The organism is Pantoea sp. (assembly GCF_028283705.1).
Taxonomy (GTDB): domain Bacteria; phylum Pseudomonadota; class Gammaproteobacteria; order Enterobacterales; family Enterobacteriaceae; genus Pantoea.
The window spans coordinates 375,567-391,853 of sequence record NZ_JAPWKD010000015.1; the positions used below are offsets into that span (position 1 = coordinate 375,567).

Annotated in this window: 8 protein-coding genes; 3 read left to right on the forward strand and 5 right to left on the reverse strand. The window is 51.8% G+C overall.

Annotated features, from left to right (window positions below):
- Positions 1–5 precede the first annotated feature (5 nt).
- On the reverse strand, positions 6–1,427 hold the full coding sequence (locus PW844_RS14505; protein WP_299452898.1) for an aldehyde dehydrogenase family protein: 1,422 nt from the start codon (positions 1,425–1,427) through the stop codon (positions 6–8).
- A gap of 106 nt (positions 1,428–1,533) precedes the next feature.
- On the opposite strand from PW844_RS14505, the gene PW844_RS14510 reads away from it, so the two are divergent.
- Both PW844_RS14510 and PW844_RS14515 read left to right on the forward strand, forming a co-directional pair.
- Positions 1,534–2,439, forward strand: a complete 906-nt coding sequence (locus PW844_RS14510) for a LysR family transcriptional regulator (RefSeq protein WP_299452901.1) — start codon at positions 1,534–1,536, stop codon at positions 2,437–2,439.
- A gap of 262 nt (positions 2,440–2,701) precedes the next feature.
- Complete coding sequence (locus PW844_RS14515; RefSeq protein WP_299452904.1) at positions 2,702–3,601, forward strand: diguanylate cyclase; 900 nt, start codon at positions 2,702–2,704, stop codon at positions 3,599–3,601.
- Positions 3,602–3,614: 13 nt separating this feature from the next.
- Here PW844_RS14515 and PW844_RS14520 read toward each other — a convergent pair whose 3' ends face one another.
- The gene (locus PW844_RS14520; protein WP_299452907.1) at positions 3,615–4,076 is read right to left on the reverse strand and encodes an RES family NAD+ phosphorylase; all 462 of its coding nucleotides are present in this window, start codon (positions 4,074–4,076) and stop codon (positions 3,615–3,617) included.
- On the reverse strand, positions 4,073–4,516 hold the full coding sequence (locus tag PW844_RS14525) for an antitoxin Xre/MbcA/ParS toxin-binding domain-containing protein (RefSeq protein ID WP_299452910.1): 444 nt from the start codon (positions 4,514–4,516) through the stop codon (positions 4,073–4,075). The genes PW844_RS14520 and PW844_RS14525 overlap by 4 nt, the downstream gene beginning before the upstream one ends.
- Positions 4,517–4,780: 264 nt before the next feature.
- Here PW844_RS14525 and PW844_RS14530 point away from each other — a divergent pair, with 264 nt between their 5' ends.
- The gene (locus tag PW844_RS14530; RefSeq protein ID WP_299452913.1) at positions 4,781–5,893 is read left to right on the forward strand and encodes a beta-propeller fold lactonase family protein; all 1,113 of its coding nucleotides are present in this window, start codon (positions 4,781–4,783) and stop codon (positions 5,891–5,893) included.
- Between the two features lie 65 nt (positions 5,894–5,958).
- Here the strand turns inward: PW844_RS14530 and PW844_RS14535 are convergent, their stop codons facing one another.
- The gene (locus PW844_RS14535; protein WP_299452916.1) at positions 5,959–11,481 is read right to left on the reverse strand and encodes a hypothetical protein; all 5,523 of its coding nucleotides are present in this window, start codon (positions 11,479–11,481) and stop codon (positions 5,959–5,961) included.
- Positions 11,482–11,631: 150 nt separating this feature from the next.
- Entirely contained in the window at positions 11,632–16,200 is a 4,569-nt protein-coding gene (locus PW844_RS14540) for an ATP-dependent helicase (RefSeq protein WP_299452918.1), read from the reverse strand.
- Positions 16,201–16,287: the final 87 nt, after the last annotated feature.

Below are 16,287 nucleotides of genomic sequence, written 5' to 3' on the forward strand. Positions count from 1 at the left end.
TTGCGTTACCGTGCGAAGGTTAACGCGCGTGGTTCCAGAAACGCGGTAATCCCCCATTGGCCCATTTCCCGTCCGATGCCGGAGCTGCGGAACCCACCAAAGGGCGCGCGCGGTTCATGCGCCAGGGTATTAATCATCACTCTTCCGGCCAGAATCTGCTCACCAACCTGACGGGCTCTGGCTTCATCTTCGCCGATCACCAATGCTGAGAGTCCATACTGGGTGTCATTAGCGATAGCGATCGCTTCTTTCTCATCACGGTAGGTTAACAGGCTAAGTACCGGGCCAAAGATTTCATCCTGCGCAATGCGCATATCGTTGCGAACATCAGTAAATAAGGTTGGTTTCACATACCAGCCCCGGGTCAGAGGTTCTGGTCGGCCGCCGCCTCCGGCTAGCAGACGCGCACCCTGTTGCGTACCCATCTCAATGTAGTGCTGAACACGTTCCCATTGCTGCTGGTTAATCATCGGGCCAATGGTGGTGCTGACATCAGCCGGATCGCCGGATATCTGTCGTTGTACGGCGGCAGTCAATGCACGCTCAAACTCGGCTTTACGCTGCTCAGGCACCAGAATGCGCGTCCCGGCGATGCAGGCCTGCCCGCTATTGATAAAACCCGCCTGCACCGCAAGTTCGGCTGCACGTGCGGCATCGGCATCGGGCAAAATCAGGGTGGGGGATTTGCCTCCCAGTTCCAGCGTAACGCGTTTAAAACTGTCTGCGGCACTGCGCAGGATGGCTTTGCCGGTGGCGGTTGAACCGGTAAAGGAGATTTTTGCCACATCCGGGCTGGTGCTGATGGCATGACCCACCGTCGATCCACGACCGGTGACGATGTTAAAGACACCGGGCGGTAATCCGGCGCGATCCAACGCCCTGGTGACCACCTCAGTTTGTAGTATGCTGAACTCACTCGGTTTGATCACCGTGGTACAACCGGCAGCAATGGCAGTAGCCAGTTTATGGCAGATAAAGCCGGCATTGCTGTTCCACGGGGTGATCAGTCCGGCCACCCCGAGCGGCAGCATTTGAACCCTGGCGCGTCCTGCCTGTTGCTGAAACGGGTAGGTTTGCAACTCCGTCATCACCTGTTTGATGACATCAGCAGGATAGGTGGCCATCCATTGCGAACGTGAAGACGGTGCGCCATATTCTTCACGCACCGCCTCGTGCAGTTCCTCTTCACATTGTTGCAATGCGTGGAACATACTTTCCAGCAGCGCCAGTCGTTGCGCGACGCTATAACCGGCAAACGTAGGGAAGGCGGCTTTGGCGGCGGCAATGGCTTGCAGTGCGTCGGTTTCGTTGGCCAGCCGGGCGGTGCTGATCACGCTGCCGTCTGCGGGTCGGATAATATCAAGCCATTCGGTACCTGCCGGGATGACAAAGCGACCATTGATGTAGATGTGTTCGATTGAGCGCATGGGCTGTTCTCCTGTAATGCTGTTATGCAAAGAAAAGTAGCACGCACGCGATGTCGCTATAATCCGCCTGACCCTGCAAAGGGTATTGCGTTTAACGGAATAATTGATGAATCGAACCGGTATCAGTGAACTTGAAATCATGCTGGCAGTGGCGCGGCGCGGCAGTTTCAGCGGTGCAGCCAGTGAGCTGGAAATCTCTCCCTCTGCTGTGACCAATGCCGTCGCAGGGCTGGAAAAACGGCTGGGTGTGCGTCTGTTCAACCGAACTACGCGCAGTGTCGGGTTAACGGAGGCCGGGCGGCGTTTTATGGTGAAGATTGCGCCTGCGGTCGAGATGATCCGCAGCGCGTCTGCGGAGGTTGCCAGCCTGCCAGCCGATCCTGCCGGGTCACTGCGCATCAATGTCCCGCCGGAAAGTTGTGCGTTGTGGTATGACGAAATTCTGCTGCCATTTCTTGCTCGCTACCCTCGTATCCGGGCGGATATCCATAGCCAGAAGGACAAGGTGGATATTGTTGCCGCGGGCTATGATGCGGGCATTCGCCTGGAGGATGATATTCCGGCCGATATGATCCCGGTAAAACTGACGCCGCCGTTGCGCATGATCCTGGTCGCGTCGCCCGACTACCTTTCCCGCGCGGGGACGCCGCAACAGCCTGAACAGCTTAGTGAGCATTGCTGTATCTGTATGCGTATGGCTGACGGCAGTATTTACCGCTGGGAACTGAGCCATCAGCAGCAAAACTATAAGGTGCAGGTGGAACCGTTGCTCACCGTCAATGATCTGGCTTCGGCGCAGAAAGCGGTAGTGGGAGGACTGGGGATTGCCTGTATGTCAGAGCGTCATATTGCGGCAGATGTGCAGGCGGGCAGGGTGATACAGCTGATGCCGGAGTGGCAAGTCAATCTCGGCGCGTTGTGTCTGTACTATCCCGGTCATCGCTTAGTCCCTCCCACATTAAAAGCGCTGACGGAATTTATTCGGGAAGTGATGACCACGACGGACCTGTAGTGGCGCGATGTATCGTGCATATTACTTTACATATATTTGATGTGGATATTTAACATCTGCCTCATATTCGCGACAAATAAAACATAACCTCTATAATTTAATTGCCATCCCGGCAGTTAAAACAATATGTTGCGTGACATAACGTTGCTTTGCTCACAAAAAATAAACTTAGTCACCAGGATGATTCTTTTTTACAAAAACAATCAAATCTATAATTTTGTTTTTGTAATCTTGTCCATAGTTTTTTAACTGTGGAGGAATAATGCAAAGGACCATCTACGATATCGATGTTGATATCAGGAATTTGAATCATGCCATCAAACATCATTATGAATGGTCAAACAGGCTACTGGAGATCAGTTTGTTTGGCGGCGATTTCGATAAATCATTAGAGGATAAAAATTCTCACGGTTATTGCGATTTTGGTAAGTGGATCGATGCTGCACTTATCAAATATGACTTTAACGAAAACGATTTACTGCGCATTTCTGACTCTCATATCAAAATGCATCAAACGGTCAGGGATATCATAGCGGCAATTAAAGTGAATGCATTTACCCACTCGCAACTAAAGGAGTATTTTTATAAGCAGAAAAATTTCCTCGATGCTGTAGATGCTTACAAATCCAGGCTGCTGGCAAACCGCAGTGCTTATGATGCATTGACCGAATTACCTATGCGTAACAAACTGATAAATGATTTTCCACGTTTACAGGCACGATGTGCGCAGAGTGATAAAGACCTTTATTTGATTATTATGGATGTCGATCATTTTAAATGTGTGAATGACAGATATGGTCATAATGGCGGCGATACGGTGCTTAAAGGTCTGGCTAATCTCCTGCTGGGTGCAATGCGTAAAGATGAAAAGTGTTACCGCTATGGTGGCGAGGAATTTGTGATTTTAGTTGAAGGTGAAAATCTTTACGCCATCAAGAAAATAATTGAACGACTGATGATAAAGATCCGGGGTGAAACGTTTTTTTATGAAGATAATATCATTAATATTACGGTGACCTTTGGTATTTCTCCGGCTAAAAAAGATTGTTCACTGGAAGATATTATCGCGTTTGCTGATAAGGCGATGTATCACGGCAAGCAACATGGCCGGGATGTTTGTATGCTAAATCACAATGATGAGATTGGGATACTTTATAAATAACCATCGCTAAACATTAGCGAGCAAAACGTTCATCGAAACGAAAGGGGATCGCCACGGCATCCTGCGCAAGGAGACTGAATTGTGGATGTTCGGGGTTGAGCAGGTAATTAAACTCAACCGGTGACAGGGCACTGGGTACGCGTAACGCAACCGAGGTCTGACTCTCGCTCCAGAAATCACCAAACTGGCGCAGTGCCGCAGGTGCCTGCGCCGCCGCCCAGTCCTGCGGCAACTGTGCGACATCAATCCACTGGATCAAATCATCTGGGACTTCGATACTCAGCAGGGTGAAGAAATCGAGGATGCTGGCGCTTTGCAGATGGATCAGGGTTTCCAGCATGGTGAGGGAGGCCGTTTCGGAGGCGTAAACCATGGAGACGCCGATGCTGTTCCAGCGACCGCCACCCTCCCTGGCACCGTAGCCGCTCCATGCTGAACTCAGAAAGCGGGTTTTGGTCATCCGATAAAGCTTCACGAATAGACGCCATGCTCAAGACGGGTGATCAGTTTCAGCACTTCATAGGCACCGGTTTCTGAGGCGACCAGGTCACCGGGTTTCTGGTTGCCGAGCGCACGAACGGGTTCGTTCAGCCATTGCAGCGCCTTTTCTCTGTCGCCTTCAAACAGTTCTACGGCACGATCCATCACCCGGATAAAGCGAACCAGACGCTCGCTTTGTTCTGAGGTAAAGCGATTTTTCAATCCACGAGTAAAGGTGGTGCCGGGAATGCCGGTCATATGGCGCAGATCGGCCTGGGTGATACGCGCCCATGATACGATACGGCTGGCAACGGAACCCTCCAGACCTGCGTCAATCTGCCCCATCAGCAACACGCCATCGGCACTGTTTAATCCGGCAAATTGCCATAAACGTTCCGGTTCGCGGGATGTGGCGGGGAGTGTGAATTGCTTCATTGTGCACCTCCATTTGGTTAATTCATTATAACCATATGGTGGTGGTGTGCAAGGTGAGCAACGCTGGCTGCTTAAGATGTTGAGCTGTCCGGCACCAGTGAGCCAGCGCACAATCCCACATAAAACTTTTTCGGCCACTCCGTGCTAACCCACTGAAAGTGGATACTATCTGGACATTTGCCCAAACTGTCTCGGGCAATCACACCTTACCGCCCGGATTCACGCCAGATACGCTGCTCCGACCCTGACCTGTGGAGAAAAATAATGAAAAATGTTATGCGTCTGGCGTTACTCTCTGCCCTGGCTTTCAGTGGATCACTGATGGCACAAACCTTCGTCTATGTGTCTGAGGCCAGTGATGGCAACATTGCCCGCTATGCCCTGAATGATAAAACCGGGGCGCTGACCTTACTGGGCCAGACATCGGCAGGCGGTAAAGTGATGCCGATGGCGCTCAGCCCTGATCATCACCGTTTATATGCTGCAATTCGCAGCCAGCCATTGCGGCTGGTGAGCTGGGCGATTGATGCGCACAGCGGTGACCTGACACAGGCGGCCGAGGTGGCAGCCGCGGCCAGTTATCCTTATATCAGCGTCGATGGTCGCGGGCGTTTCCTGTTAGGTGCCTCGTATGATGGTGATGTGGTTCATGTCTATCGCCTGGCGAGTAACGGTAAAGTGGAAGCACCTCCGGTTGCGGCGTATAAAACCGGCCATGTGGCGCATTCTGTGATCACCGATGCGACCGGGCACTCGGTCTATGTCGGCAATCTTGGCACTGACCGCGTGTTGCAACTCAATTTAACCCCGGACGGCAGCCTGACACCGATTGGTAAGGGTTATGTGGAGACTGCTGCGGATAACGGACCGCGCCATTCGGTGATGTCACCGGATAACCGTTATTTGTATAACGTGGGTGAGATGGGGGGCGTCATTACGCAATTTAAGCGCCAGCCAAATGGTGCGCTGGATAAGATCGCTGAATGGCCCAATGCAGTCGCGGCGCAGTATCAGTTGCAACATGGTCGTGAACGTCCGGCAGATTACAACGATCCGACACCACGTATTTGGGCAGCAGATATTCGCATTACGCCCAATGGTCGTTTTTTGTATGTGACGGAACGCACCAGTAGCACGGTGACTGGATACCGCGTGAATAAAAATGACGGTAAATTAACGTTAATTGGCAGCTGGCAGGTGGAAAAACAGCCGCGCGGCATAGCCATCTCGCCTGATGGTAAGTGGCTGATTGCCAGTGGAGAGAAAAGTAATGTGACGGGTAGCTATGCCATCAATTCACGCAGCGGGGTGCTGAAACGCGCAGGTAGCGCCCCTGCCGGTGGTGATGCGAACTGGGTGACGGTGGTGACGTTTTGATGATGTCATTTTGATAACATAATGTCGCGGCGCAATAAATCGTGCCGCGACGAATTACCCGTGTTTTAACCTGAGTCGGCTGAATCTTTTTTCGAAGTTGAAGCACCCGCATTCACCTCATCCAACAGTGCAGTACCTGCCTGCAATACAATCGATTTTAATAAATCAAATTTAATGAGCGCATCTTTATCGATTTTCTGATTCGGTTCCAGATATTCATGTGCGACCTCAGCTACCCGATGCCAGAGGCTGACCATAAAATCAGCATTTTGCTTCAGGAAATAAAGCAGGAATTTATGATTGTTATAGGCAATGTCCATTAGTGAGCGTAATTCAATACGTTTTTTTGTCGCTTCATCACTAAACCGATTGTGATAGCGATGAGAATTCCCCCCTAAATATTGACTGACAAATTTCCAGATTTTATCTCTGTGGATAAAATCCTGAGTGTGTCTCGCTAATTGGTCGCAGAAACGTTCAAGAAATTCAGAGTCACGCATCAGGTAATCAACCAGATGGTTTCTGTCCGATAAAAGTTCTTTGCCATATTGTTCGATTCCACGGAAAGTAAATTTTTTTATTGTATTGTAGGTTTCAATATACACTTCAGGGGGCGTGTAAGCAAAGTCTAAACCATTATTAATATGATCGGATTCATGTATGGCGATCTGTTTAAATATATCATCGTTGGGTATTTTTTGGGTGTAAATAAATTTATGTTTATCATCGGTAGTCGTAAAAGCCATGTCTCCGGGACTAAAAAGTAATTTTTCGGCATCATCTTTAAAACAACCGCCAACCAGTTGGCCATCTTTAGCATATCTCTCCTCAAAAATCCGGAACCGATCGGGGGTGACTGCCAGGATGTTATTCTGTAATCTTCGGAAATCGGTAGTGAATGAGCGCACTTCATCATCAGTAAATGTTTTTCCTGTAAACTCCGAAAGGATATTACTCATTAGCCCCGGGTGTAGTTTGTTATTGAAAAGGTCGCTAATCATCCGGGCCTGAGAATGGAGTTCATTTATATTGACTTTGAGTTGTTTAAGAAATTCAGGATATTTTGTTTCCATGTCATATTTACTTTTTGTTTTTAGTGTGTATTTTGGATCATCCTGAACATCCGGCGGGGATATTTTGTCGAGAATCTTATTTATCCATCGATTAGCCTTGATTTCACGCTCGGGAAACTGTTTGTAATAGACGGCAACTTTATCTTTAAACTCCCGGTTACGATAATTGAAAACTTTTGTTTTCTGGTCCAGTTTTTCGAATGCCTTTATGAAATTATCCGCCTTCGGGTAAAAAATGTCTTCATTCGGATATGTGCTGTGGAATAGTGCAATTGCCCGTGAAAATCTTTTAAATCCTGAATTAATTGTTGCAGGTATTTCCCATCTTGCAAACTTCTCTATAAATTCACTGGCTGCAGGATATTTCCCTCGTATAAAATCAACTGGCAGGATCATTCCCAGTTCTTTCATCATATTTCGGCATGCTATTTCAGCAAAGTGGGGCGGGTCTGGAAGCCGACTACCTTCCTTAATTAAATTCTGCATCGCTGCTTTGCGCTGATAGTCCTCATAGGGATTTAATGCCATGTAACCATATGTCAGTGGACTAATCATATCGGTATAGAACGGGGCTTTTGTGGAGGCATTACGCTTCACCCGAATCGATGCACTGCTACCGTTAATGGGATCACCATGCCAGGAGATAAAGATGTCATTAAACTCACACAGTTGTTGAAATTGAATGCGTTTTTTTTCATCTTTCCATTCGATGATTATCATGTCACCATCGTCTCTCTTAACCCAAAGGCGCACCGGTTTCCATCCAGGATAGGTGATTAAATTATTGAAAAAGGCATCAGAGATATTTGCGTTGTTAAAATTAATCTCTGAGAATTCTTTTTTAAAAAACACTTTTCCATATTTATCGGAAGTACGCATATCCTGTTCCATTCGTTCGGTCTTTAATGCATCAAGCGTACCGCTTGCGATATGAGATAAGAATTCAGAAACGTTTATGACTAATTCCTGATTATGCGGTTCAGAGCGAACCACTTCATAGTTGGCAGGGAGAAGGAATAAATTTTTCTGATCAAGCCGATAGTTTTTTATACCCTGGGGGGCGTTAGTTCTGCAATAAATCTGGTCTGTGACGATGTTCCAGCGAACATCAAGAATTTTCATCTGAGCAGGAAGCTGTAGGATATTAAGAGAACTGTTATGTAACATCCAGCCTAAATCGGTATTAAATAGTGTCGAATTTGCCAGATAATTCCTTACCTGACTATCCTCAAGATACATTTGTTCCTTCACATGCGATGCATCAGTTGGGTTCAGGCTTACCTGTGAGGAAGCGTGTTTGGTTTCCTTTCTGATATTTTCAGTGATCTTTCCGACAACAGAACGCGCAACCGTGGCGGAAAACTTTACCAGTTTGCTGCCTTCCCCTTCAGGGGTTGCATCATAAAGGCATATTGCCGCATCCTCAAGGGTCAGCAAAACCTTCTTTAGGGTGTCTGGTCCGGCAGTAATATCATTCAGTGCCTGTTTGCACGATTCAACCGGAATGAACTGCGTGGCTAAGTTTTCGGAAAAATCAACCACAACATCCCAGGTTCCCGGTGATGATGTTGTGACCGTGGTGATTTCAGGGAAACGTATATTAATAATACTTTGACTTAAGCGTTGCATATATATCTGCCAGTTTTCCCTTTCATTAGCGGCAGGAACGGATTTTTTGTCGCTGACAAAAAACGTGGTTTGCGCCAATTGATTGACACCCTGGGCAGATAAACGTGCCACAAAAGCGGTTTTACCCTGCTGATTAAGCCAGTTAGCGTAATGATCTCTGGTGTGGAAATGTGCGGAATCATCATAGGCTAAGGGTGCAGAAAAATTATTTAGCACCGGGATTTCAGAAATGAAATAGCAACGCCTGATACGCTCGAAGTCTGCTGTCACAATAAAACCAATAAAATGGCGGTTTTTAACGGGATCTAATGCATTCTCTGACGTGACGAAATAAACTTCCAGTCCCTGCGGCTCCTGCGAAGCAAACAGAAAAAAATCCTGGTCGACCGCAGGAATCTGTTCAAAAGCCAGGCGGCAGAGTTGTTTTTCCACATCAGCTAAAGCCTGATAATCGCTTTTAAGATGAGTGATCTGCTCTCTGTATTGTTGCAGATCGTGGTAAATTTTATGATTGAGATACAAAGCATGTACCAGCAACCGGCCTTCCACTTCGAGATGATTGAGATAATCACTCAGCCTGTAAGTGCTTTTTTTAAGCAGGTCATCATAGCGGGAAAACTTTCTTAATAAATAATCATCTGAGAAACGGAGCAGAGATTGCATTCCAAACTTTTTTAACTTATCTCCAGTAAGTAGATTCAGTTTGTTGTCATTGGCAATGATGCCCGCAGCAACGGTTAAAAGTACGCCATTGGTAGAAAGCACGGCTTCGTCACTGACATCGTCTTTGTTTATCAGACGGAAGCAGGGAAGATGATTTTTAATGAATTCCAGGTGGAGAAACTGCATTTTTTCAATGATCGCCTCACTTTCCAGAAAAGCGGGTAGTGCTTCATCAGCATTTATCACGGAGGCCAGCAGGTTGTTTTTAAATCCATTTTGCAGTTCAATGACCAGATTTTCCAGCGCTGAAAATTTAGTGCTGACGGGTTTTACCATCGCCAAAATAGTATTAAAGGTTGCGGACAGTAATTTCCCCGGATCGGGTATCAGACGGTCGATCTCATAGAGCAGGATATCGGTCAGATGATGTTTTCCCTCCGGAGTCTGTACCCAGGCATTCAGTAATTCTTTATTATTCGCAAAGGGTGAGCGCTCAAACAGTGACGTGACAAATTTGAGTGCCTCTGACTCGTCATATGCACAGTCCTGGTTATTATTTATCACTAATTTTCTGATGATGATGGCGATTTTTTCCAGCGGAGTAAGTTGCGACGTGACGGATTCAGGCAGGGTAAGCAAATAAACATGAAGTTTGTCTTCAATCTGAGTCGCTGGAATTTGGCTGAGCCACTGCTGTGCCTGTACCAGCATGTCATCAAGATCGCGGGCAATAAGGGGGGGGCGTTTTATTCTGCACGACCCCTGCGGTTTCGCTGTTTCAGACGGACCAAATAAGTGCGTCAGACTATCCTGAGTGACCGCAGGCAGCGGTGTAGTGCTACCAGGTAGGGCAGCGGTTGTAGGGGGATTTCTGGGGAAGGTAAAGGGATATAACATTAACACCCTTTTATGACGATCAAACAGGTTGAGCGCATAGTCAACCTGCTCAGCAGACAGCATTGGCGTTGACGATAAAGCCTGCGCCGCGGTCGTTTCGCCGTAGTCGTAAAATGGCCATTCATCAAAACCGGCCATGGGTCCAAATGGATCGAGGTCATTTTCATCAATCACCTCAGGCTGAATATCCTGTGCTCCAGCGACGGGCAGGAGATTCCAGCCTGAGAGCGGCGCAGCCAATGTTTTCCGTGCGGGGTTGGCAGCAGGGCAGATACCGCTGTTAATTGACTCGCTCACCCCATCGATTTGTAGTGGGAGACGGTAAAGTGCAGAAGAATATCCTGTCGTGGCGGTATTCAACTCCCGGCCGATCTCAAGATCTAATCCATTGTTATTACTAATACAAACCTGTGTTGCCAGATTGCCTTCAATACCTACACCCGCGATTTCAATCTCTGAGGTCTGGTTATCAAACCTGTTCACCCTATCCGAGGGACATTTGGGAATACGCAGGCAAACCGACTGTCCCTGCCTTAGCAGCAGCGGTGGCAGGGAAATGTCGGCAGGCAGGTTGATGATGGATTTGAACCATAATTCTGCGGCGGGTGATGTGTCCCCAATGATAACTGAACTGGCATTCAACATCTGCCCGGGTGCCGTTGTCGCAGAGGACGCACCGAGGGTGGGCAGCGTAGTATCCAGATAAACGCTGACATAAGGTGCCAGCGCATTGATCAGCGGGAGCATCAGCGTTGAACGGGGGTGCCAGAATGCCATCTTTTCCAGGCAGTCTTTGAGTTTCTGCTCAAACTTGCGGTAAAGGTGACGATCTTCTTCTGTCAGGCTATTCAGCCATTCTTCTCGCTCCGCAACATGTTCTTCGACACGTTGCAATGCCACGCTGGCACCTTCAGCCGTTGAGGCGGAAAGCATCAGTTGGTTTAGCGCATACAACTCCTCATTCAACCCAGCGTTGTCCGATGTGGTCAGCAGCAGCCTGGGTAGCTCACTGTGTGCCTGATCGAGTGCCCGCTGCTGTAGCTGGCAGAACGACCAATGCAGCAGCAGTTGTGCAGCGGCCAGTACCGGCCTTTCCATTCCGTAAGAACTGGAGCGGATCAGTGAAGCGAAATAGCTATTGAGATTGCTCAGACTCTGCCTCACCACTTCAGGCGCTGAGCGTGGCAACCGGTGATTACTGGAGAGTCGTGTCAGGCTGTTGCTCAGGGTCCGGCATATTCTGCCGAATGAAAATGCCGTTCTGCTGGTGGGTTGTAACGCTGCATGTCCTGCGGTTGGTGAGAAAATATGAGCTGCATCCGTCAAAAGAACCTCCCTGGATTGTGAATTATTGATAAGAGCATCAACAGGAGGCTAAAACCTGGATACGACTTCCCGTTTTTACAAGGAAGCCAACATGATGAAATGATGAAAAATTTCTGAGTTTACCCCGTATGCGCCAGCCAGGAAGCCTGCTTACCCATACCAGCTATATCCCCGTGGCACACGGGAAAATCCGATCTCTTTCAGAGCCGGGAGCAGCGGCGATTGCCCGGCGGGTGTCTCATCAATACGCTCCAGCGTAAAGCTGAGATGCTTCTCGCGTTTGAGAGCCACACCCAACGCCAGTATCGCGGCATGTAACTCTTCATGACCGGACCCGGTAGCAAAAGTCATCAACTCTTTGCCACCTTGTGGCAGATAAAGCATCACCCGACCCTGCGCAATCACCACCAGCGCGCCATTGCGGCGCGTGGGACGATTACCGCTCAGACTCAATGGCCACGGCAGTTGCACGCCAAAAGGGTTGGCCGGATCAAGTACTGCAAGAGCCACCGGACTGGAGCCGCTATGTGGGCTGCTGGCGAGCTGGCGCAGACGGTCAATCGCCGTATGGTCAGCAAACTGCGCGGCTCCCATCCCGGCAACAAACCGCCCGCGTAATAACCGTCCGGCATCTTCCAGGCCACGCAGCAACGGTTGTAACGCTGGGAATCCGCCGGGCACCTGTTCTGCGATGGCGGCACCGCGACTGATGACGCCAAAGCGATCCAGCATATTTTCTGTCAGCGCCAGCGCGCGCTCGGTATCGGCAAGGGGCGGGCGCATAATTAGCGACCAGCGGCCCGCCATGCTGTTGAGGGTAGGGCCGGTGCTGATACGGGCAGCGGGCGCGCTATAGCTAATGCGTCCGAGCCGGGGGCGACTGGGACGGGAACGCGGCGTGCTGCTCTGGCTGTTCAGGGTGCGCAGTGCTGACCAGGTGTCGGTGGTGAGATAACCGCGCCAGGCCAGATCCCACATTGCTTCGTAAACCAGTGAGGAATCAGGCGTTTCATCCATCAGACGCGGTAACAGCTGGCGCACAAACCAGCCGCTGCCGTCCTGCAACAGCGTCAGGATCGATTGTTGTAGCGGTGTCAGTGCCACGGTTCTCCCCTCGTCTGGTGCAGGCAGCGTTTCAGCGGCGTAGTCATTTAAATGCAATGACACCAACCCCTCACTGGCCCCCTGAGCGCGTTGCCCGCTCCAAATCACTTCGCCGCTGGAGAGCAGTTCATCCAGCATTGCGGGCTGGTAATCACGTACCCGGACAGGAAAGATTTGTGATTCCCACAGCGCAGCGGGCAATGCGACGCCTGCCAATTGTTCGATCACCCGCAGCACGCCGTTGGTGCCACTAAATGCGCCCTGGGCCTGACGGGCGGCGGCATCGCTCAATACGCCCTGACGCTCCAGCAACAGGGTGACATAGACCGCCTGGTTCACCGGTTTAGTGGCTTCGCGCGCCGCCTGCAACGAACGGATGCGCAGACGACGGAATACGGATTCCGCCACCCATTGCGGTTCATCGCTGTCGGCTGCGGCAAAGTCGCCTTTCAGCACCTTGTCCTGTTGGCGCAGCACCTCCAGCGCATCGTCGGCGACGGCACGCCCCAGCCCGAAATGCCGGGCCATTTGTGATGCCGTAAACAGTGCGTGAGTGCGGGCGAAGCGGTTGATCAGATCGTATAACGGACGTGCTACCGGCTGGAGTAGCACGGCGGGTAAGGTATCGGGCACGCTGATTCCCAATGCATCGCGCAACCGCGCGGCATCCTCAGTCACTGTCCAGCGCGTGTCACCGGCCATATTGACCGGGAAAATCCGTTGTGCCTGCTGTAGCGCCGTTAAACCGGTATTCAGTGCCTCTTCACCGTTGTAGCGTATCGCCAGTTCCGCGGTTGAAAGGGGACCGAGTTCACGCAGCAAATCCACCAGTGCTTCGCGACTGCTGGCGTGATAATCAGGCAGCGTGCGTTGTAATTCCTGCTCCACGCGGGCGACCACCTCGGGAGCCAGCAGTTCGTGCATATCGACCTGGCCCAGCAGGTCACTTAACAGTTTGCTATCCAGCGCCAGCATGGAGGCGCGTTTCTCCGCCTGCGGGGCATCGCTGGCATACATAAACTCCGCTACGTAACCAAACAGCAGCGGGGCGGCAAACGGTGAGGGCGAATCGGTACTGACCTCCACCAGCTGAATCTCTCCCTGTTGCAGACGCAACATCAGATGATGCAAGGCGGGTAAGTCATAGACATCCTGTAAACATTCGCGAGCGGTTTCAATCAGGATGGGAAAATCTTCAAACTGGCGGGCAACTTCCAGTAACTGCCCGGCACGTAAACGTTGCTGCCAGAGTGGCGAACGTTTACCGGGATTGCGTCGTGGTAACAGCAGCGCACGCGCCGCACATTCGCGAAACCGGGCGGCAAACAGCGCCGACTGGCTGACGGATTGAGTCACCACCCGCTGTAGCTCATCAGGTGCAAACAGGAACATTTCAGCGCCGGGTACACGGCCTTCACTGTCCGGAAAACGCGCGACAATGCCATCATCGCTGGCGACCACGGCAGGATCGAGACCCATTATCCGGCTGATGCGTTCTGCCACTGCCAGTGCCCAGGGAGCATGCACGCGCTGGCCGTACGGCGAATGCAAAATCACGCGCCAGTCACCGGTTTCATCGCGGCAACGTTCAATCAGTAAGATGCGGTCAGTTGGCAAGGTGCCGGTTGCCTGGTGCTGTTCGGCAATCAGCGTCTGAATATTATGGCGCGCATATTCATCCAGGGTATCGCCCGGGGAAGCACCCTGATCAATGGCGCGCAGATAGCGCCCAATGGCCTCACCGAGTGCTGCAGAGCGGCCAACCCCCTCGCCATGCCAGAAGGGCAGACGCGCCGAACGTCCAGGAGCAGGTACCACCACTACCTGATCATGCGTAATTTGCTGAATGCGCCAGGAAGTGGCTCCGAGGGTGATGATGTCATTGACCCGCGATTCGTACACCATCTCCTCATCCAGTTCGCCCACGCGTCGCGCGCCCGCCTGTTCTTCGCCTTCGGGCAGCATGACGCTGAACATACCGCGATCCGGGATGGTCCCGCCGCTGGTGACGGCCAGATGCTGCGCGCCAGGACGGCCACTGAGGGTGTGGTTGTGGCGGTCCCAGATGATGCGCGGGCGTAAATTGGCAAACTCATCGGAGGGATAGCGCCCGGCCAGCATATCCAGCACCGCATCAAAGGCGGTACGCGGCAGGGTGCGGAAAGGGTCGGCCCGCCGGACCCGCTCAAACCAGCCATCAACCTGCAAGGTATCCATCGCGGCGGCAGCCACCGTATGCTGTGCCAGCACATCCAGCGGGTTATGCGGCGGGGCAATGGCATCCAGCTCACCGGCCAGCATGGCATTCACCGTCACCGTGGTATCCACCAGGTCCCGGCGCGTGCGCGGCCAGAAAATACCCTTAGGGGTGCCGCCAACCTGGTGCCCGGCGCGACCCACACGTTGCAGCGCACTGGCGACCGACAACGGTGCGCCGACCTGCATCACCAGGTCGATATCACCCATATCAATGCCCAGTTCCAGACTCGATGTTGCCACCACGCAGCGCAGCTCTCCCGCCTTGAGGGCGGTTTCAATTTCCAGCCTTTGCTCTTTCGACACTGAGCCATGATGCGAGCGGGCGATAAAGGTATCAGGCGTTTGCACACGTTTTTCGGTGCCACCAGTGAAGGATCCGTAGCCGAAGGATTCTCCCGGTTCTGTTGGTTGTTCCCCCAGCCGCCGCGCGTAGAGTTCGTTGAGGCGCGCGGTGAGTTTTTCCGCCAGACCGCGTGAATTAGTAAATACCAGCGTGGCCCGATGGCGCAGCACTTCGTCGAGGATCCCGGCTTCGATATGCGGCCAGATCGACCCGGCGGCCAGGGTTGCATCCTGAGCAGCGCGCGCATCGGGACGCTGCTGAATATCGGTCATATCGGCAACCGGGACGGTGATGGTCAGTTGCAGGGGGCGTTTTGCGTCGGGGTTGACCACCCGTGTTTCACCCGCACCACCAAGGAAACGTGCCACCACCTCGGGTGGGCGCACCGTCGCTGAGAGACCGATGCGTTGGGCTGGCTGGGCCAGCAGTGCATCGAGTCGTTCCAGACTGAGCGCCAGATGAGAGCCGCGTTTGCTGCCCGCCACCGCATGGACTTCATCGACAATTACCGTTGAGATGCCCTGTAGCGTTTCGCGTGCTTTGGAGGTCAGCAGCAAAAACAGCGATTCCGGCGTGGTAATCAGAATATCGGGTGGACGTCGTTGCAGCTGCGCTCGCTCGGCACTGCGCGTGTCACCGGAGCGCATCCCCACCGCCAGCGCGATCTCCGGCTCGCCTTGCTGGCGGCGCTGTGCTTCAACGCCCGCCAGCGGCATTTGCAGATTGCGCTGAACATCAGCGGCCAGCGCTTTAACCGGGGAGATATACAGGATGCGGGTTTTGTGGCTACGTTCGACGGATGCTGCCTGGCTTCGTTCACGAAACAAGGCATCAATCGCATGCAGAAAAGCCGCCAGCGTCTTACCGGAGCCGGTAGGGGCGATCACCAGACAGTTTTTCCCGCTGGCAATGGCCTGCCATGCTTCGGCCTGGACCGGAGTCGGGGCCCGAAACGCAGCACGAAACCATTGCTGTGTCGCGGGTAAGAAATGACTGAGCGCTGCATCTGACATCCGGATTCCCTGATTGCGTAATCGGTGCATTTCTCAGTTTAGCGAAGTCGAAGGAGGAAAATCAGGGTATATACTTGTTTCTTTGGT

Coding starts and splice junctions, on each gene's coding strand:
- PW844_RS14530 (WP_299452913.1), top strand. CDS start 4,781: ATGAAAAATGTTATGCGTCTGGCGTTACTCTCTGCCCTGGCTTTCAGT.
- PW844_RS14505 (WP_299452898.1), bottom strand. CDS start 1,427: ATGCGCTCAATCGAACACATCTACATCAATGGTCGCTTTGTCATCCCG.
- PW844_RS14515 (WP_299452904.1), top strand. CDS start 2,702: ATGCAAAGGACCATCTACGATATCGATGTTGATATCAGGAATTTGAAT.
- PW844_RS14540 (WP_299452918.1), bottom strand. CDS start 16,200: ATGTCAGATGCAGCGCTCAGTCATTTCTTACCCGCGACACAGCAATGG.
- PW844_RS14525 (WP_299452910.1), bottom strand. CDS start 4,516: ATGAAGCAATTCACACTCCCCGCCACATCCCGCGAACCGGAACGTTTA.
- PW844_RS14510 (WP_299452901.1), top strand. CDS start 1,534: ATGAATCGAACCGGTATCAGTGAACTTGAAATCATGCTGGCAGTGGCG.